Source organism: Luteibacter rhizovicinus DSM 16549 (genome assembly GCF_001887595.1).
In the GTDB taxonomy this organism is placed as follows: Bacteria; Pseudomonadota; Gammaproteobacteria; order Xanthomonadales; family Rhodanobacteraceae; genus Luteibacter; species Luteibacter rhizovicinus.
On the sequence record NZ_CP017480.1, the window covers coordinates 2,351,789 to 2,370,179 of the forward strand.

At 61.8% G+C, this 18,391-nt stretch carries 18 protein-coding genes and 1 pseudogene; 14 read left to right on the forward strand and 5 right to left on the reverse strand.

Features of this window, described 5'->3' with window-relative positions:
• Positions 1–26 precede the first annotated feature (26 nt).
• A complete protein-coding gene (locus tag BJI69_RS10575) occupies positions 27–494 on the forward strand; it encodes a nuclear transport factor 2 family protein (protein ID WP_046968606.1) in 468 nt (155 codons plus the stop codon).
• A gap of 5 nt (positions 495–499) precedes the next feature.
• On the opposite strand, the gene BJI69_RS10580 is transcribed toward BJI69_RS10575, so the two are convergent.
• Positions 500–1,321: an AraC family transcriptional regulator gene (locus BJI69_RS10580; RefSeq protein WP_211258524.1), complete on the reverse strand. Its 822-nt coding sequence runs from the start codon at positions 1,319–1,321 to the stop codon at positions 500–502.
• Positions 1,322–1,541: 220 nt separating this feature from the next.
• On the opposite strand from BJI69_RS10580, the gene BJI69_RS10585 reads away from it, so the two are divergent.
• Positions 1,542–2,285 (forward strand): SDR family NAD(P)-dependent oxidoreductase, encoded by a 744-nt coding sequence (locus tag BJI69_RS10585; RefSeq protein WP_046968604.1) that lies wholly within the window; start codon positions 1,542–1,544, stop codon positions 2,283–2,285.
• A gap of 14 nt (positions 2,286–2,299) precedes the next feature.
• A complete protein-coding gene (locus tag BJI69_RS10590) occupies positions 2,300–2,701 on the forward strand; it encodes a VOC family protein (RefSeq protein ID WP_046968603.1) in 402 nt (133 codons plus the stop codon).
• Positions 2,702–2,782: 81 nt separating this feature from the next.
• Here BJI69_RS10590 and BJI69_RS10595 read toward each other — a convergent pair whose 3' ends face one another.
• A complete protein-coding gene (locus BJI69_RS10595) occupies positions 2,783–3,826 on the reverse strand; it encodes a hypothetical protein (RefSeq protein WP_052767280.1) in 1,044 nt (347 codons plus the stop codon).
• Positions 3,827–4,271: 445 nt separating this feature from the next.
• Here BJI69_RS10595 and BJI69_RS10600 point away from each other — a divergent pair, with 445 nt between their 5' ends.
• Positions 4,272–4,646: a hypothetical protein gene (locus tag BJI69_RS10600; RefSeq protein ID WP_046968602.1), complete on the forward strand. Its 375-nt coding sequence runs from the start codon at positions 4,272–4,274 to the stop codon at positions 4,644–4,646.
• A gap of 1,053 nt (positions 4,647–5,699) precedes the next feature.
• Here the strand turns inward: BJI69_RS10600 and BJI69_RS10610 are convergent.
• The gene (locus BJI69_RS10610; protein WP_046968600.1) at positions 5,700–6,590 is read right to left on the reverse strand and encodes a manganese catalase family protein; all 891 of its coding nucleotides are present in this window, start codon (positions 6,588–6,590) and stop codon (positions 5,700–5,702) included.
• A 342-nt stretch (positions 6,591–6,932) separates the two neighbouring features.
• Between BJI69_RS10610 and BJI69_RS22275 the strand changes: the two genes are divergently transcribed.
• From BJI69_RS22275 to BJI69_RS10625, 3 genes are all read left to right on the forward strand, one after another.
• On the forward strand, positions 6,933–7,127 hold the full coding sequence (locus tag BJI69_RS22275) for a hypothetical protein (RefSeq protein ID WP_046978091.1): 195 nt from the start codon (positions 6,933–6,935) through the stop codon (positions 7,125–7,127).
• Positions 7,128–7,767: 640 nt separating this feature from the next.
• The gene (locus BJI69_RS10620) at positions 7,768–9,252 is read left to right on the forward strand and encodes a DUF7125 family protein (protein WP_046968599.1); all 1,485 of its coding nucleotides are present in this window, start codon (positions 7,768–7,770) and stop codon (positions 9,250–9,252) included.
• Positions 9,249–10,766 carry a sensor histidine kinase gene (locus tag BJI69_RS10625; protein ID WP_053057161.1) on the forward strand — a complete coding sequence of 506 codons (1,518 nt, stop codon included), beginning with the start codon at positions 9,249–9,251 and terminating at the stop codon, positions 10,764–10,766. The genes BJI69_RS10620 and BJI69_RS10625 overlap by 4 nt, the downstream gene beginning before the upstream one ends.
• Before the next feature lie 28 nt (positions 10,767–10,794).
• Here BJI69_RS10625 and BJI69_RS10630 read toward each other — a convergent pair whose 3' ends face one another.
• Entirely contained in the window at positions 10,795–11,022 is a 228-nt protein-coding gene (locus BJI69_RS10630) for a hypothetical protein (RefSeq protein WP_046968598.1), read from the reverse strand.
• Between the two features lie 517 nt (positions 11,023–11,539).
• Here BJI69_RS10630 and BJI69_RS10635 point away from each other — a divergent pair.
• The 5 genes and pseudogenes from BJI69_RS10635 (at position 11,540) to BJI69_RS10650 (ending at position 14,246) form a co-directional block, all read left to right on the forward strand.
• Positions 11,540–11,959 carry a hypothetical protein gene (locus BJI69_RS10635; protein WP_071924923.1) on the forward strand — a complete coding sequence of 140 codons (420 nt, stop codon included), beginning with the start codon at positions 11,540–11,542 and terminating at the stop codon, positions 11,957–11,959.
• 99 nt (positions 11,960–12,058) lie between these two features.
• Positions 12,059–12,148: pseudogene (locus tag BJI69_RS22860) on the forward strand (hypothetical protein); the annotation flags it as partial.
• 326 nt (positions 12,149–12,474) lie between these two features.
• Positions 12,475–12,993, forward strand: coding sequence for an NAD(P)/FAD-dependent oxidoreductase (locus BJI69_RS22865; protein WP_244465303.1), 519 nt, complete (start codon positions 12,475–12,477; stop codon positions 12,991–12,993).
• Between the two features lie 94 nt (positions 12,994–13,087).
• Positions 13,088–13,519: a PAS domain-containing protein gene (locus BJI69_RS22280; RefSeq protein WP_046978090.1), complete on the forward strand. Its 432-nt coding sequence runs from the start codon at positions 13,088–13,090 to the stop codon at positions 13,517–13,519.
• A gap of 577 nt (positions 13,520–14,096) precedes the next feature.
• Positions 14,097–14,246 (forward strand): chemotaxis protein CheB, encoded by a 150-nt coding sequence (locus BJI69_RS10650; RefSeq protein ID WP_078023140.1) that lies wholly within the window; start codon positions 14,097–14,099, stop codon positions 14,244–14,246.
• 42 nt (positions 14,247–14,288) lie between these two features.
• Here BJI69_RS10650 and BJI69_RS10655 read toward each other — a convergent pair whose 3' ends face one another.
• Complete coding sequence (locus BJI69_RS10655) at positions 14,289–14,573, reverse strand: hypothetical protein (RefSeq protein ID WP_046968595.1); 285 nt, start codon at positions 14,571–14,573, stop codon at positions 14,289–14,291.
• A 185-nt stretch (positions 14,574–14,758) separates the two neighbouring features.
• Here BJI69_RS10655 and BJI69_RS10660 point away from each other — a divergent pair, with 185 nt between their 5' ends.
• Together BJI69_RS10660 and BJI69_RS10665 are read left to right on the forward strand one after the other, a co-directional pair.
• The gene (locus BJI69_RS10660; protein WP_046968594.1) at positions 14,759–17,044 is read left to right on the forward strand and encodes an FdhF/YdeP family oxidoreductase; all 2,286 of its coding nucleotides are present in this window, start codon (positions 14,759–14,761) and stop codon (positions 17,042–17,044) included.
• Positions 17,045–17,066: 22 nt separating this feature from the next.
• The gene (locus tag BJI69_RS10665) at positions 17,067–18,317 is read left to right on the forward strand and encodes a Gfo/Idh/MocA family protein (protein WP_046968593.1); all 1,251 of its coding nucleotides are present in this window, start codon (positions 17,067–17,069) and stop codon (positions 18,315–18,317) included.
• The last annotated feature ends 74 nt before the right edge of the window (positions 18,318–18,391 follow it).

Here is an 18,391-nt window from a genome sequence, read left to right on the forward strand (position 1 = left end):
GTCATTCCCTCATCGAGCGACTTCTCATGACCACCGCCGCGCACGTTTCGTCCGCTACCGACCAGCTCGCCGTCACCGACGCCCTCTATCGCTTTGCCACCGGCATCGATCTCAAGGACCGCGATCTGCTCGCATCGTCACTTGCAGAAGATGCCGTATCCGACTTCCGCGCCGCTGCGGCGAAGGCCGGCTTTGAGTACCCCGTGCTTGAAGGACGGGACACGATCGTCAGTGCACTGTCGACCTCGCTGACTTCGCTCGACACGACACATTCGGTGAGCAACCCGCGCGTGACCATCGACGCGGACACAGCCCGCCTGGAGGCCATGGTGGAAGCCCAGCACGTACCGAAGAACAATGCCTCCATGCACTACCTCATGAAGAACCGCTACGACGTGCAGCTGATCCGGCAGGGTGACGCCTGGGTCATCAAGCATGTCGCGATCGACAACGTGTGGCGCGACGGCGACCCGGCGGTGCTTGCGGGCGTCTGAGCCCACTACGGGGCGGAAGAAACCCCATGCCGCCGCGCCTCGGCAACGATGCGTGCGGCGTCCTGCGTGGGTGGCAAGCCGAAGGCACGCGCGTATTCGCGGCTGAACTGGGTCGGGCTTTCGTAGCCCACATCCAGTGCGACCGTGGTGACGTTACCCGCGCCGCCCATGAGCAGCTTCCGCGCCTGCAACAGGCGGAGACGTTTCTGGTACTGCAAGGGACTGAGCGCGGTAACGGCCTTGAAGTGACGATGGAACGCCGAGGAGCTCATGGCCGCCCGCTCCGCGAGTGCCTCGATGCGTAACGGTTGCGCGAAGTCACGCCGGATCCACTCGATGGCGTGACCCACGCGCGACAGCGCACTGTCGGGCGTGGCGATGTCGCTGAGCATCCAGCCGAGGGGGCCCTGCAGGACCCGGTACAGAATCTCGCGCTCGTACGCAGGCGCCAGCGCGGGAACGTCCTGTGGGCGTTTCATCAGACGGAGCATCCGCACCCAGGCATCCATGAGTTCCGGTGTCACGGCGGCAACCGAGAACGCTGCCACGCCACGATTCTCTGCCGACGGGCGGGGCAGGTCGGCCAGCAAGGTGGCGACGATCGCGGGATCGAGCGTGAGGCTCACTGCGAGATAAGGCTCGCCCTCTGCGGAGGGCCGTACCGCGCCGACGGCAGGCAGATCCACGGACATGACGAAGTAGGTCGCCGGATCGTAGTGCAGGGTCCGGTCGCCCACGGTCATGGATTTTCCGCCCTGCAGGATCAGGTTGATCATGGGGTCGTACACGCCGGCCAGTTCATGCTGTGGGATCGCTCCCTGCACCATGGCCACGCGCGGAATGCCGGTGGCGGTGGCGCGGTTCTGCGCCCCGGCGGCGAGAGCCCTCAATTCCTGCAGTGCGTCGTTCATGGGTCCATGGTAGCGGCAGACTGCGCCCCATCCGCGTGAGGTGAGAGGAATAGGCAGGTATGCGGCAGGAACCGGTGCGACGCCCGCCGACGCGACTCCTAGAGTGAACCTCGTACCCACTACAACGAGTTTCCTCATGAAAGTCATTGTCATCACCGGCGGTAGCCGAGGCATCGGTGCCAGCACCGCCATCCAGTGCGCCGAGCTGGGCATGGGCGTGATCCTTACCTATAAGAACCAACCCGAGGCCGCGGCGTCGGTCGTCGAACGGATCGAAGCGCTCGGTGGCAAGGCGGTCGCCCTGGCTCTCGATGTGGCCGACGCGAACAGCTTTGCTTCGTTTCGCGACGATGTCCGCCGCACCTTGGCCTCTACCTGGGGCGACAGCTCACTCGCTGGCCTCGTGAACAACGCCGGCTATGGCCTGTTCAATCCGTTGGAAACCGTGACGCAGGAACAGTTCGATGGCCTGATGAACGTCCATCTCAAGGGACCGTTCTTCCTGACCCAGGCGCTGCTGCCGCTGCTGGCCGACGGCGCCAGTATCGTGAACCTGACGAGCGCGACGACGCGTGTCGCCACCGCGGGTGTGGCGCCTTACGCCGCCTTCAAAGGTGGCCTCGAAGTGCTGACGCGCTACATGGCGAAGGAGTTTGGCGGCCGTCGCATTCGGGCGAACGCGGTCTCGCCGGGTGCCATCCGTACCGAACTGGGCGGCGGCCTGAACGACGAGTTCGAAGCGATGCTCGCCGGGCAGACAGCGCTCGGCCGCGTCGGCGAGCCGGAGGATGTGGGTCGCGTGATCGCGAGTCTGCTGTCTGACGACAGCGGCTGGATCAATGCGCAGTCGATCGAAGTCGCCGGTGGCTACAATATCTAAGTCGAGGGTTTGCCATGTTGGATCATGTTTTCATCTCCGTCAGCGATATCGATCGTTCCATCGCTTTCTATACGACCGCGCTCGCGCCGCTCGGCATCACGCAGCGGGTCGATTACGACGGTAAATACGGTCCGCCAGGGCATCCGGACCTCAAGGGGTTTGGTGTGGACGGACGCATCGTCTTCTGGTTGAGGAAGGGCGTCGTGGAAGGTAGGTCCGCGCATGTTGGCTTCGTGGCGTCGAGTAACGCCACGGTCGATGCGGCTTATGACGCCGCGATCGCTGCGGGTGCGACGGACAACGGTGCACCGGGTGCGCGCCTGTACTACGACCCGCGCTACTACGCGGCCAATGTGTTCGACCCTGATGGTTACAGCCTGGAGTTCGTGTACAAGAGCTGGCAGCACGCGGCATGAAGACACCCCCTGAGCCACGGTATGCACGACCTCGACATCCCATGGAAATGAAAGAGCGCTTCCCTGCGCTCAGGCAATCGTTCAGGCGTGCTGGGACGGGGTCACCCGGTCATCGATTACGACCACATATCGACGCCCGGCGAGCGCGCCACCCAATGCGGCAGCCATTGCACCGAGGATCAACGCAATCGCGGCACCCAACGAAGCTTTGGCGGCGGCTTTAGCCGCGGCGTCAGCAGCCTCACGGGCCTTCACTTCAGCGTCGGCCTTGGCTTGAGCGATCTTCGCCTTGGTCTGCTGATACTGCGCGATCCACGTGTCGACACGCTGCTCCGCTTCCTGCTGGGAAACGCCGGTGCGCGCCACCACGACGTTCACCAATGCCTGCTTGTCGGCCTGCTGAACTGTGTCGGTGCCGGACGCGATGATGCGTTGGGCCACCGTCTGCACGTCTTCGCCGGTGTCGCCGTTGCCTTGATTTTGTGTGGCGTTGTTCAGCTGATTGGCGGCGCCGTTCGCTTGCTGCTTGATGGCGTCCGGCTGCAAGGCCGGTTTGCCAGTCTGCGCCAGCAACTGCTGGGCCTGGCCTTTCACTGAGTCCATCGTAATGCCGCTGTCCTGCAGCTGTTTTTTAGCTGCATCAGCCATGGGGCCTGCGGCGGCCGCAAGACCCGTGCCTGCGGCCGTTGCTGCAGTTCCCACGGCTGTGGCGCCGCTCTTTACGATCGACGTGACAGCCGTGGCTACCAAGTAGGCGCCCAGCAAGCTGGCTAAACCCCAAGCCACCAGACCATGAAGCATGGCGTCGGTGCGACCAGGTGCGCCGGCAAGATGGCCGGCAACCCATCCGCCAGTGAACAGCGCCACCACGCTGCTGACCGCCCACCAGATGGCGGCACCCATGCTCACGCTCGAGGCGTCGGGGGAGTCGTGCGCGATCGGGTCTGCGGTGCTGAACCCGACGCCCGCCCCGATAAGGCTCAGGACGAGTTGAATCACGATTGCAATGATCACTCCGGCGAAAATGGACCCCCACGACATGCGGCGGAGGAGGCGCGAATCCTGCCTCACGATGTCGGAGTGAACGGGCCGGTCAAAGCTGGAGTCGGTACGGATAGTATTCATGAGATTCCCTGAGATGTTCGCCGCGTTGGTAATTGCTTGAGGACGGCCGAGGCGAGCGGCCGGAGCAGTGCTTCTGACAGTCCGCTGCCCTACGTGATCAGGCTGTGTGGGGCGCGTGTGGTCATGCATCGCGGCGGCGTTTGACCCATCACCCTTCTGGCTTCCTGCATGAGGCCTACGGCACTGCTCCATTGGGGCCAGCGCCCGACCCGCGATCTGCTCAGTGATGCCGCCACAGATTCGCCGGCCCCCAATGGCCCGGTCGCTTTCTGCGAGACGAAAATTCAGTCCCCTCCCAGGTTCATTCGCGGGCAGGCGACCGGCGTTTTGACGCCAAATCGATGAGGCAACGCGCAGAGCGGGTGAGGAGAGAGACCGCGACCGTATCCATGCCAGTCACAGAACGCGGCACACGCTGCCGTTGCCCTTCGTTCGGAGATCTTCCATGGTAAGTAATGATGACGCGGGGCGACCGGTCGGCGCAGTAGGGTCCGAGTTTTTCGATGCCGAGACCGCACCGCCCGCCGCACTCATGACGCCTCAGGATCTCCTCGCTCTGGCGCTGGACCTCGTGGCATTAACGGAAGCACTTGCAGACAGCGACGACATTGAAGCGCTGTTTCGGTGCCAGCGCATTCGTCAACGAACAAAACTTCCTTCACTGCAAGGGACACACAACGCCACGTCTACGTTGGAGATCGCGATCGCGGAGGATACTTTCATGTTCACCCGTGAACGGTGCGCGCAGCATCTCGTCGATAACGTGCAGCAAGAGCTGTGCGTCGCTTTACGACCACTAGGCGCATCGCCTTTAGATTGAGGGGGCGGAGCCCGCAATGGTGCCGGCGTGGCTTATCGTCACACCAGTATCCGAGTTCGTAAGGCGTGGCAGGAACTACGCCAACCGCCCTTGTCCGAACCGTCCTGTGTTTAGGGTAAGCGCTCCACTGGATGTTCACCGTCCAACCAACCTGCGGGTTTACTCGCCGCCCATTCAATGTCGCGAGCGACAGAGTCGGATATAGGGCCGCCTTCGAGCATTGTTCTGAGATCGGATTCCGGAATACCGAGGACCCTTGCGGCAAGAGGCAGACCCATAGCGAGATCCGCTCCAAGATCGTCAAGAACAGACGCAAGGTTCGTCCTGCGATGGCCCGACCTCTCATCTATCGAACTGGCGACGCGCAAGACGTGCGCTACCGCTAGAGCCGCAGCATCTTGTTTCGAAGCAGCGAGTTTGTCTGACGTGGGCACGAAGACTCCCGTGATTTGGACCGCGCGCACTCGTGCGCGTATGTCCGCCTCGAGATGTTCCGGTGCCTCCGAGGCCCCCATTAACTCCGCAGGCGGCTCGCCTGTATCGCGGAACACGGCACGCCAGACCCACGGCTTGTGGCCAGACTCTTGAGTCGCGACCACCTTGGCCGTGACCTGATTGCCGGCACGGTCGGAGCAGCGAAACGAAAGCCTATGGGGCTCGGGTAGCGTATGCATTGGACCTCCTTGGCCAGAGGCCAGGGAGAATCCCTGTGGGCGCTCGGCGCAAGGTGGCCGGTGCCGTTCTCTTAACTACCCTACGATGGCACAGCATGCGCATGGCCTCGGTGACGGCTTCCATTCACGCATCCCCGGTAGCGACGGCGTCCAAGAGTGAGAACGATTGGTCGAGGAGATTTGCGAGAATGACCGTCAAGCGCCGGAACCCGGCACCCGCAGACCGTGCAGCTTTAAACGCCCCAATGGACTATTTGCTTCAGTTCCGGAGATGCGAGGCACGCAAAGACAAGCAAGAAGAGGCCAGACATGACGGCAAGCAGCGGCGGGCGACACCTGAACGGGTGCCGCCGACGAGCAAACAACCGCTCCGCACGGGTCACTGGTCCTTGGGCTCCTGGCTGAGAACGCCAAGATCGGCTCCAGTGACGGGGTCCCGCGATGGGTTGGACGCTCCTCTGGCGGCGAACGCGTCAACTGCCGCTTTATCATCGCTCGCGAGTTCGACCGACGCGGTGCCTTCGCCGCCGTCCAAAGGCGTGTTTTTGTCGGACGGAACTAAGACTTGCCACTTCTCGCCGCTGTTCCACGGGCCCGCCATGTCGCCCTCACCTGGCGAGGTGTTCACATAGAGGTCCGTAAATCGCGGATCGCCTGGCAGCTTGCCCGGCGGGAAGCTCTTGTCCATCGAGTAGAGAGCTTTCTCAAAAGACTTCTGATGTGCGATCTCACGTGTCATCAGGAAGGTCAGCGCATCCTTCACGCCTACATCTTCGGTCACATTTATAAGGCGCTCGTAGATGATTTTGGCCCTCGCCTCGGCAGCAATATTTGAGCGCAAGTCGGCTGTGGGCTCACCGATCGAGTCAACATAGGCCCCTGAGAACGGGACGCCCGCCGAATTGATGAGGGCGGGACCGCCGCCGAACAACACTTGGGTGACATGGGAGTCGTTGCCCGCGCCTTGGAGGGACCGAAACAAGTCGGCCTCAGAATCGACAGCTTCAGCGAGTCGACCTTTCGCGCCCCGGTTCAGCATGGCAACGAGCGAGCCAATGATCTCAAGGTGAGACAATTCTTCGGTTGCGATGTCGAAAAGCATATCCTTCCGGCCCATGTCCTCCTCGGCCAGTGCTTGTGTGAAATACCGCATGGCAGCGGCTAACTCGCCTTGCGGGCCGCCGAACTGCTCGAGCAACAAGTTAGCAAGACCGGGATTGCTCTCTGACACGCGGACGGTGTACTGCAATCGTTTGTTGTGACTAAACATCGGCTGGCACCTGATTTGGCTGGCTGGAGTGGACACAATGGGCTGCACGCTGTGTCGGGCAAGAGCCGCTTCCGTGAGTGCCCATCCACGTTCGTCAATGGGACACGTTCGAATTGGAGCGCTGGGTTTGGGTGAGTGTTACCTGTATGCGCGCGTTCACGTGAGCTTGCCGTCCGCTTACAAACACGGGCGGAGATTTAGATGCTATTCCCGCCCTGAGAGCCCAGCCCATGACGACGCCCAGCGATACCCAGAAGCCCCGTAGCCCTCTCGAATTTGACGAAAGCACGGGCAACCGTGTCGAAAAGAAACCGAAGGAACGCGAGTCAACGCAGCAGACCCATGACAACGAAGATCAAGGTTAACGAAGGAGCCAACGCCATGGCCGACCAGGACCATAAGCCCCAATCGGGCGACCGCAATCTCAACTACGTCGCCAAGCAGGACAAGCCTCAGCAAGACCGTCGTGACAAGGCCATAGCCGATGGCGAGGAGAAGATGGATGAGGCGTCCAAGCGTGACGAAGGGATTCGCTAAAACGAAAGAGGGTTGAGAAGGCCGCCTGATTTCCCTGTAACCGTCGCCGCCGAACCTGTTCATCAGCGCAGATCATGTGGGATGCCGTTTGGCGGCGGTGGTGGAGGGGCATCCGGACGTTCTAGACCTATGTGAAGCCCTGGCCGCGGGCGAGGTCACGACGCTCGTCAATTGGAGTAGTCTGGCGAGTCGGGACGTCAAGGTAGTCATATCTCAGCACATGGAACGCGAGGCGAGCGAGCACATCGGTATTGCCCTGATGCAGCGCGTGCAAAGCGGTGTCGATAGCGCAGGCTTGGCAGACGATAGTTGGCGTGTGGCGCCAGATTGAAGGCGTATTGGCCCCGATCCTTGGGCGTCGCGGGACGACGGTTCTATTCAAGCGCGCGCTATCCCTTACCGGTGCGACCGTTCCGTGGCTTGCTGCGGTCAACCTACAGTCCATGACCGAAATGGACTTAGACGCCCTGAGGGCTGCCTGTATGGCCCAGTCTGCTTCCGTTGTCGCCGATGGCGGAAAAGCCTTTTTCAAGTCTTTCTACGACCTCCTCAGCAGCTTGATCGGTGCCTCTCTGACCGCACAGCTACTCTCTTCGGTCAGTGTGACCCCCCCCTCACGATGCCAGCAGGACCCCAGGCCATGAGCAGTAACGTCAACATCCGCCGCTTGCCGACGGGCGTCGAGGGCCTGGACGAAGTCCTTGGCGGCGGTATTCCCGAATATTCGTTCAACCTCATTGCGGGTGCGCCTGGTTGCGGCAAAACCACGCTGGCCCATCAGATGATGTTTGCCATGGCGACCGCAGAGCGGCCAACTCTGTATTTCACGGTGCTCGGCGAGCCGCCGCTGAAGATGCTTCGCTACATGCAGCAGTTTCCATTCTTCGATCAGGATGTAGTTAGCCAATCGGTGCGCTTCATTAACCTCACCGATGAAACCTTGGTGGGCGATCTCGATGCGGTCCTTGACCGTATCGTCCAGGAAGTCGAAACACACAACCCCGGGTTGATTTTCGTCGACTCGTTCCGCTCTGTGGCCATGGCAAGTACGGCCTTGGGCAATGCTCAGCATCATCTGCAGCGATTCGTTCAGAAGCTGGGCATGGTGATGACCAGTTGGCAGGCGACCACGTTCCTCATTGGCGAGTATTTTGACGAGGCAGACGCCAATCCGGTGTTTACCATCGCGGATGGTCTCCTATGGGTTCGTCAGAGCGTCTTGCGCAATTCGATGGTCCGCAAGCTTGAAGTGATGAAGATGCGGGGCCAGCCATCCTTGCCCGGCCTGCACACCTTTCGCATCACCTCGACAGGGATCAAAGTGTTCGCACCTGTCGCCGCCGCTTCACGCAAAAGGGCGGACGCGCTGCCCCCGCTGGATGACCGTCTAGGCATGGGCGTTGCGGGGCTGGACGCGATGATGGGCGGCGGACTGCCACGCGGCTATTCCTTGCTGGTCGCTGGGCCTTCAGGGTCCGGCAAGAGCATCATGGCTGCCGCGTTTCTTGCCGCGGGTGCGCAGGCCGGGGAAACCGGGGTTATGGTGTCGTTCGAGCAGCACTCGAATCGCACCCACGCCCTCGTTCTGCGAGACCTTATCGAAGCCGGAAAAATTGGTGTGGTGGGGGTTCCGGTATCCGGCCTGTCCATCAATGAAGTTTTGTTGCTGATTTTGGGCGAGGTTCGCAAGCTGCAGGCTACGCGCGTGGTTATTGATTCTCTGTCTGGATTTGAACTCGCCATCGCGCCGAGTTTCAAAGCGGACTTCCGGGAATCGTTGTCACAGATGGTCTTCGCGTTGGCGGATGAGGGCGTGACGGTGTTGATGACCTCAGAGCTGGAAGATCGCTACGGCGACCTCCGCTTCAGTCCTTACGGCACGGCGTTCATGACCGACGCCATCATCGTTCAACGCTATGTGGAGATTGATAGTCGTCTGCTGAGGGTTTTGGCCGTGGCTAAACTGCGCGCCAGCGCACACTCCGACGAGTTGCGCTTGTTCCAAATCGACGATCAGGGGCTGCATATCGGGGAGCGGGCGACCGGCTACCAAGGCTTGCTTGGCGGCAGGCCATCTCAGGTATCGCAGCCGGCATCCGGTTTGCTATCGGACGAGCCGCCGTGAGTCCGCAGCGGGACGCCGACGGTTCGCCTGGCATGGAGAACGCGCAGGTGGCCCCGACCAACGACGAATTGGCGGCGAGCCTCAGGGAAGCACAAGAGCGCGCTCGCATCAGCGCGCGGTTGCTCGACGATATGTCGCGCACACTGGGGCCGGATACGCTCACGTTGCTTCCCAACAGGGTATTGCTGCTCGATCGAATCGTGCAGGCCATGGCCGTCGCCCGGCTACATCAGTGTCGATTGGCGTTGCTCTCCATAAGTCTCGATAACTTCAGCGACATTTTGCATAAGTTTGGCCGGGAAGAAGGCGATGCCGTCCTTCGACTCGTCGCAGGGCGTCTCACGGGGGCGGTCGGCACGGTGGAGACCGTCAGCCGTCATGGAACCCATGCATTTCTGATTCTGTTGCCCGAAATTTTGCTCGATGAAACCGACGTTATTGCCCAGCGTGTGCGAGAAGCGTTGGAGGCTCCCGTGGAGTTGCATGCGGAAATGCCACAGCTCGCGGTGAGCATTGGCGTGGCCTTTTTCCCAGACCACGGGCAATCGCCACTGGAGTTGATAGGCGACGCTGATGCCGCCATGCGCCGCGCCGCGCAAGTCGGGGACCGCACTCCAGCAATTTTCGACCGCTCAATGATAGTGGCATCCGCCGAGATCGCTGCCGAGCGGAGCGATGCGGCTGCGGGGCCGGCGGATCTCGGTAGTCTCGATGGCGCTGCTTCGCCCTTGCTTAATTATTTGCGCGACGCCAACGAGCAACTGCTGCTGGCTTCCATCAGCTCGTTAGACAAGAAAGAGCTGGCGGAATTGGCACTCCACCGCCACACGGATTTTCTCGCCGTGCTTGCCCATGAATTGCGCACCCCTCTGACGCCCATCGGACTAGCGTCCGCCATGATGAGCGAGGTGGAGAGCGATCAGATTGCAAGGTTGCAAGGTGTCATCTCGCGGCAGATCGCCCACATATCGAGGTTACTGACCGACCTCCTTGAAGTATCTCGCTTCAACACCGGCAAAGTCAGGCTTAAGCGGGAGGTGGTGCCCATTGGTGCCGTCATCAGTCAGGCGCTCGACACCTGCGGTCCAGCCATTCGATCACGCGGCCAAACTCTGACAACGGCCTTACCACGGGTGCAGGCGCGCGTCTTCGGCGATCCCGTGCGACTGGCCCAGGTGTTCACGAACCTGCTGGACAATGCATCGAAATACACTCCGGGCGGTGGTACGTTGGATCTGCGTGTGGAGGCGGACGCCGAATCCGTGAAGGTGACCATTGCCGACAACGGCATCGGGATATCGGCTGCGGCGCTTCCCCACATTTTTGAACCGTTCGTCCAGGACCGTAGTGCAGTGGCGTTCAATGGCACCGGTCTTGGCATAGGGCTCACGGTGGTCCGTGACATGGTTGAAGCCCACGGCGGTCGAGTCCAGGTATTCAGCCCGGGGACTGACCTCGGCACGAGTTTCGAGGTCACGTTGACCCGTGTGCACGACCCAGTTCGCCGGGTCTAGCGTCTGACGATGCGTTGAGCCTGCTGTCTCAGACGTCGGGCGATTTGAGGTCCGGCCCGAACAGCCGCCACTTACCGTCTTCGCCTTCGATGCTGAGGAAGACTTGGCGACCTTTGCTTGTGGTGAGCCGCGAGGCCTCCCTGGCAGCAAATCGTACCGCTTCGTGACGCGCTGAGAAGGCGTGCTGCGCTCCGGACGGGAGTGCAATGGTCCACGTGTCTTGCGGCGGATGGAACGGGATGTCGAAGACGACCATGGCACCGCAGGGGGGAGACGATGATTCGACTATGCCCAAGCCCTCGTTGTCATGTGTCAAGACGGTTTCGACATATGTGTACTCGTGACGTCGGCCGTTTTTGTGCTGATACGCGTAACTGGAGCGGCCCGCGCGCGTGCTTTGGCGTTCATGGCGGACCAGATGAAGCCAACCCCGCAAGTGCCCGATCGATAGCGGCCTCAAGTCTGAAATCAGGGACCCGTCTTCGGACGGGTCTTGCCGCTGGAGGCGCCTGTTATAAGGACGGTCGTGGTGTCCATGCCTTGCTCCGCGGTTGGTAGAAGGAAAGACAACATCACGCCGCACGTGCAGGACGAGTGTCGCCGCCGTATTGCTAGCGCGACATAAACGATGTTTTCGAAAGGGATGATGGCAAGCGCCTTCACGTCATTCAGTGAAGTGGGCCTCCGTCTTGACGGCGCGTGTCCCTGATCATCACCGACGCCAGCGCAACGTCCGCCGTGCCCACCAATGGGTTGGATACCGGGATAGGCTCATGAAAAAGATTCTTCTCCTCAGTATGGTCGTCGGCATGGCTGCCGCCACGACGTGTGTCGCCGCGCAGACGGCAGGTGGATCGGCGTCCGGGTCGGCGTCGGGTGCCGCAGGCTCGCAGGCCGGGCAGTCGGGGCAGGCCGGAAGCAGCAACGGTTCGATGTCGAACGGGAGCAACGGATCCATGTCGAACGGCGCTAACGGTTCAATGTCTAACGACAGCAATGGATCCATGTCCAACGGCACCAACCATGGTTCGTCGACGGGGACTGGCGCGACGAAGCATTCCCCCAAGTCGACCGGAGGCATGAAATCGAGTGGAAGCGACGGTTCGAATGGCAGCAGCACATCGGGCGGCACGTCCGGGAGCGACAGGACCGGCGGCGGTACCCAGCCTGAGCCGACATCCGGCGGACACTGAGCCACGGTCGCCGACCTCAGCCTTCAAAGACTGCGGTCGGCGGCGGTTTCTTCACGCGGTTGACGGGATGCTCCACGCATGTCGACCTTTTGTACCGCGATGGCAGCTTCACCGGGTGAGCTCCGCGCTTACGACTGCCTGATCATCGGGGCAGGGCCGGCCGGCCTGACGGCAGCGACGTATCTGGCGCGTTATCAACGACGAGTGCTAGTCGTGGACGCTGGTCAGTCACGTGCCCGGTGGATTCCGGCCAGTCACAACTGCCCTGGTTTTCCCTTCGGCGTGGCGGGCAACGAGCTACTCGCCCGCTTCCGTGCACAGGCAGAGAGCCATGATGTGCCCATCGTCGCCGGACGCGTCGATGCCATCACGCATGACGGGACCTTCTTTACGGTCGAAAGCGGGACCGACTGCTGGCATGCACGCGCCGTGCTGCTGGCCACATCGTTGACCGGCTGCCCCCCGCCGAGGGTGCGGAGGAGGCCATTGCTTCGGGCGTGCTTCGCCTATGTGCAGTGTGCGATGGCTACGAGGCACGCGATGAGGCCATCGGCGTTTACGCCCCCACGGGGAAAGGCCTCAACCACGCGATCTTCCTGCGTACGTTCTCTGCCAACGTGCATGTGCTCTCTCCGGACGATGAATTGCCGACCGCCGAGGAAAGCGAGCGGGCCGAGCAAGCCGGAGTCACGCTGCATGCGAAAGTCGAGGCGCTGCGCTTCTCCGCCGACGGCTGTGAGGCGTTGCTGGATGGTGGGGGCACGCAGTCACTCGACACCGTTTATCCCATGCTCGGATGCGACCCCCGAACCGCGCTTGCTCGTGCCATGGATGCTGCCACCGACGACGTCGGCAAACTCGTTGTCGACGATGCTATGCAGACGAGCGTCCCAGGATTGTTCGCGGCCGGCGACGTGGTCAGCGGGCTCAACCAGATAAGCGTCGCGGTAGGCCATGCGGCGATCGCCGCGACGGCTATCCACCGACGACTTCCTTTCAATCCAAGGCCACTCGTTAAGCCAATTCGGCAGTGATGTCAGGCGGGGCGAAAAGCGCCTTCTCTGTGGGTTGTCACCACGCCGCATCGCCGCTAACTTCGAAAGAAGACGGAAGCGAAGAGGGGGCGGGATGGCGTTACGCGATGAAAGCGAGGTTCTGTTAAATCGTGCCCGGGACATATGTCGTGTCCAGGAAGCCCGGTGCGCCGACGCCATTGTTGTGGCAGATATCGACGGAAGGATTGTCTTCGCCAATGCGCGCGCCAATGTGCTCCTTGGTTGCGTGCGCATCGGCTCCGGCGTCGAGGACTACAGCTGCATGCATGGCCTTTTTACCGAGGACGGCCGTCCGTATCCGTCTTCCGACCTTCCGCTATCGCGTGCGATCCTGCGCGGGGAAACCGTGTTTGACGTGCGGCTGGAAGTCCGACGTTACGACGGCACGGTATCGCTGCTCTCGGTAGACGCGGAGCCGCTATACGGTGCCGGCGGTAAGCAGATTGGCGGCGTCGCGATGTTCGACGTCACCAGGCTATCCGGGGAGCCCGGATCGACCATCTGATTGAGCGCTGCCCGATCGCAAAGACAGTCGGAACGTCCGGTAAGGAACGGGCCAACGTCGAAGGCGTCGGATTGGTCCAGGTGTTGCTCATCCAGCCATCCCCTCGGTTTACAGAGGCTGTGCTCGACACGTGACGCAAAGAGCGCCGGAACGGGCGTACCTTCGAGCATGGACTGAAGCTTGAACCCCGTCGTGGCGCACCCCAATAGCGCCGCCTGCGCATCGCGCCCGGTCACTCCCAGGTGCTCAAAAGATTGGATCAAGGCCTGCAGATTGGCAAGGCGGATAGCTTGTACAGGCATAACGGCTCTTTGGAGATGACATCGGGGGGCGCGATCATCCGACATCTGGTGTTTTTGGATAAGTCCCCCCTCGTCACGTTCGTGAAGGATCTTGCGAAACTAACGAATTGACCACTTTTGTTAATTCTCGTTGCGCGACAGGAGGTCGTCACGCCGGGCTCGGCACTCAATAATCCCTACCGCGATTTAGATAAGTGAAGCCGAAGACAGAGTGCTTACATCCGTTCCTCATCAAGGTGGCGCCTACAGTGGCCGGTCCTTATCCTGGAAGCGCGATGCGCATCAGGCGCGCCGGCGGTCGCACGCTTGCGCAGGATCCGCGGGAGGCCGTTGCGCCAGGGATGCCGCAGCACGCGATCCTTCGCGGTGCGGCGGACGAAGTGGCAATCCTCGCCGACATTCCCGCTCGCGTGTCGGCGGCGTAAGTAGATCACCTGGCCGACACGTCTGATGCCAGAAAAGCGCCGCTATTCCCGGGCGTGGAAAGCAACGACATCGAGAGCATCGGCGATCAAAAGCATTCCTGCTCCGTAGCCCGAGCACATTGGGGTTCCGGGCCGGCCGAGCGTTTGCGTCAACCTTGCGGCGGCTTGCGCAAGGTCGTTAAGCCCGTTTTTCTTGGCGGTAGCCTGGAGCTGCCTGATCCGAAAGCAAGCCTCTTCGATGTCGCCAGCTAGCACGGCTTCGCTCATGGCCGCAGCCTCATCAAGGACAGCGGCAAGGTTCTTCAGTTCGTGCTCGCGAATGTTCACGTGGCGATTGTAGGTAGCCGAAGTGATCCGGCCGTCCCATAGGCTGGGCTCATGCCGTCACGTTCCTGAATGCAGGATCTTGCGGTCGCGGAAGAAAAGGTGAGCAATAAGGCATCAGGCCTTGCCATGAGGGTCACCAGCTACGTGATTTGCTCGTGCTCTTGCCCCTGCAAACGAGCAAACCCATGGCGAAGAAGGCGGATGCCGTCCAGCACGAAGCGCCGGCGGGAGGTTGGGGCTCCGTTGCAGGAATGGCAAAGGTTCTCTTTCGAGAGAAGCCCACGCCCGCCGCCCTCGGAACGCTCCTGGATCAGAACAAGGCCGGCGGCTTCATGTGCACCTCGTGTGCGTGGGGCAAGCCGAAGCATCCGCACGCTTTCGAATTCTGCGAGAACGGTGCCAAGTCCACACTCTGGGAACTGACCTCCGACCGGTGCACGCCCGATTTCTTTGCGGCGCACACCGTGACCGATTTGCTGAACTGGCCCGACTACGACCTGGAGATGCAAGGACGCCTGACCGAGCCGTTGCGTTACGACGGGGCGACCGACCGCTACGTCCGTTGCAGCTGGGACGAGGCATTCGTCGGCATCGGCGCCTCGCTGCGCTGCCTCGAGCCGGACTCGGTTGTCTTTTATGCCTCGGGCAAGTCGGCACTGGAGCAATCGTATCTGTACGGGCTGACTGCACGTTTTTACGGGACGAACAATCTTCCCGACAGTTCGAACATGTGCCACGAAACGACGTCCGTGGCGTTGAAGAAAGTGATCGGCTCGCCCGTGGGCACCTGCGTGCTTGAAGACTTCGAGACGTGCGATGCCATTTTCTACTTCGGACAAAACCCGGGTACCAATAGCCCCCGCTTCCTGCATCCGCTCCAGGAGGCGGTGAAGCGTGGTTGCAAGATCGTCACCTTCAATCCCGTTCGCGAGCAGGGCCTCGTACGCTTCATCAACCCGCAGAATCCGCTGCAGATGCTTTCTGGTCAGGCGACCGAGCTGTCACACCTGTACCTGCAGGTGCGTCCCGGCGGAGACATCGCGGCGATCATGGGCGTGTGCAAGCACATCTTTGCACTGGACGCCGCGCGTTCCCTGACCACGCAGGCAAGCATCATCGATCGTGCTTTCCTCGCAGAACACACGAGCGAGTACGCCGCCTTCGAACGGACGGTGGAAACGACATCGTGGACCGATATCGAGCGCGAAGCGGGCTTGACGAGGGCGCAGCTCGAAGCCGCGGCCGCGGTGTATGCCGAGGCGAAGAATGTGATCGCCGTCTACGGGATGGGCCTGACCCAGCACGTTCATGGGTCGCAATCGGTCGGCATGCTGGTCAACCTGCTGCTTCTGGGCGGGCACATCGGCCGGCCGGGCGCCGGGGTGTGCCCCGTGCGTGGGCATTCCAATGTGCAGGGCCAGCGGACGGTCGGCATCTCGGAGAAGCCCGAACTCGTGCCTCTCGATCTGCTGGCCGGTCAGTTTGACTTCGAGCCACCTCGGGAGAAGGGAATGGGCACGGTGGAAGCCTGCGAGGGCCTTCTCGCGGGCACGGTGAAGGGCTTCATCAGCCTCGGCGGTAATTTCGTTCGGGCCATTCCCGACCACGAGCGCATGGAGGCTGCATGGGCGCGCCAGGAGTTGACCGTATACATCGCGACGAAGCTCAACCGTAGTCATCTCGTGCATGGCCGCGCCTCTTATCTGTTGCCCTGTCTCGCGCGTTCCGAAGATGACGTGCAGGCCGATGGCAGTCAGTCCGTCTCGATGGAGGACAGCTTCAGCCACATTCATGGCTCCATCGGGAAGCGGTCGCCGGCCAGCACGTCACTTCGTTCCGAGGTCGCAATCGTCGCGGGCATCGCTAAGGCGACGTTTCCACCTCATCCGAAATGGCAGTGGGATGCGTGGACGGCCGATTACGGGAGAATCCGCGATCTCATCGAGACGACGTATCCCGACCAGTTCAAGGATTACAACCGGCGGATGTTCGATGCCGGCGGCTTCTACCGCGGCAATCCCGCGCGCAAGCGCGACTGGAAAACCGAAACCGGAAAGGCTCGCTTCACCGACCCGACGGTCCTCTCAGCCGTCGGCGTCGGCGACGCGCCGGGGCGCTATCACCTGATTACGATGCGTTCGAACGACCAGTTCAACACGACGATTTACGGCCACAGCGATCGACTCCGCGGTCTGGAAGGATCGCGCATGCTGCTTCTCATGAACCCGGACGACATGATCCGCGACGGGCTGAAACAGGGCGAAGTCGTTGCCCTGATGGGTGATGCCGGCGATGGCGCCACGCGCGCCGTCGAAGGTCTGGCGGTTACGCCTTTCAATCTGCCCTCGGGCTGCGTCGGTGGCTATTACCCCGAAATGAACCCGTTGGTCCCCCTCTGGTACCACGACGTTGAGTCGAAGACGCCTGCCGCGAAGGGCGTACCTGTACGCATACAAAAGATCGCTCGATGACCTCTGAACCGGGGAGAACAGCATGCAAAATAAGAGCCCGCGTCGACACTTTCTACAGATGGCGGGCGGTGGTCTCGCTGCCTTGGCATCCGGTGCGACCATGGCGGCCTCGACCCCGGCCAGCGCCGGTGTAACGGTCAAGTTGCCGCCTATCCTTAACGCGACGGAAGCCCAAACGAAGGATCCGGTCATCAGCCCTCCCGGCAAACGCGTGGGTTTTGCGATCGTCGGCCTGGGTCACCTTGCACTGGAAGAGGTGCTGCCTGCCTTCGCCCAATCCCGCTTCGCCCGGCCGGTAGCGTTGGTCAGCGGCGACGGTAACAAGGCGCAGAGCGTGGCTGCGCAGTACGGGATCGCTCCGAAGGCGTTGTACAGCTACGACGATTTCGACCGCATCGCCCATAACAAGCAGGTGGAAGTGATCTACATCATTCTGCCGAACAGCATGCATGCCGAGTTCACCGAACGTGCGGCGAAAGCGGGAAAGCATGTGCTCTGCGAAAAGCCCATGGCCACGTCCGTGGCGGAGTGCGAGCGAATGATTGCCGCCTGCCGTACGGCAAAGGTGCGGCTCATGATCGCTTATCGCAGCCAGTACGAACCGATCGATCGCGCCATCGCGAAGATGGCACAGAGCGGTCAGCTGGGCGCGCTACGCGAGTTCATCGCCGGCAATTCGCAACGCCAGGGTGACGTCAACCAGTGGCGGCATCGTAAGGCGTTAGCCGGCGGTGGAGCGCTACCGGACATTGGGCTCTATTGCCTGAACGCAGCGCGCTTCCTGTCGGGCGAAGAGCCCACTGAGGTGATGGCGCGTGTCTGGTCACCCCCTGGCGACGCGCGATTCACCGAGGTAGAAGCGGCCGTCCGCTTTACCATGACGTTCCCCAGCGGCTTCGCCGCGACCGCGGTGAGCAGCTACGACAGCCACGAATCACGCTTCTTCCGCTTGCAGGGCACCGATGCCTGGGCGGGAATGAATCCCGCCTTCGCCTATGAGGGACTGAAAATGCAGTCGGCGCGCCTCATGGACGGACACGACACGCTGATCGAACCCCACTTTCCCGCGGCCAACCAGTTCGCCCGTGAGTTGGACCACATGGCCCGTTGCGTGCGCGAAAACCGAATCCCGCACACGCCGGGTGAGGAGGGTCTGCAAGATCACAGGATCATGGAAGCCATCTACCAGTCGGCGCGCGAGGGTCGGGTGGTTACGATTGCCCCGCCGCCGGGGCCCACTCGCGGTCCCGCCCCCGACGATGGTGAGGTCTAGCGCTGGCGCCCGCCGCCATTCTTGAAGAGGGCGTGTCGAGAACGCTCCCTCTGGTGAGCGTGTGGCTCCGCCCT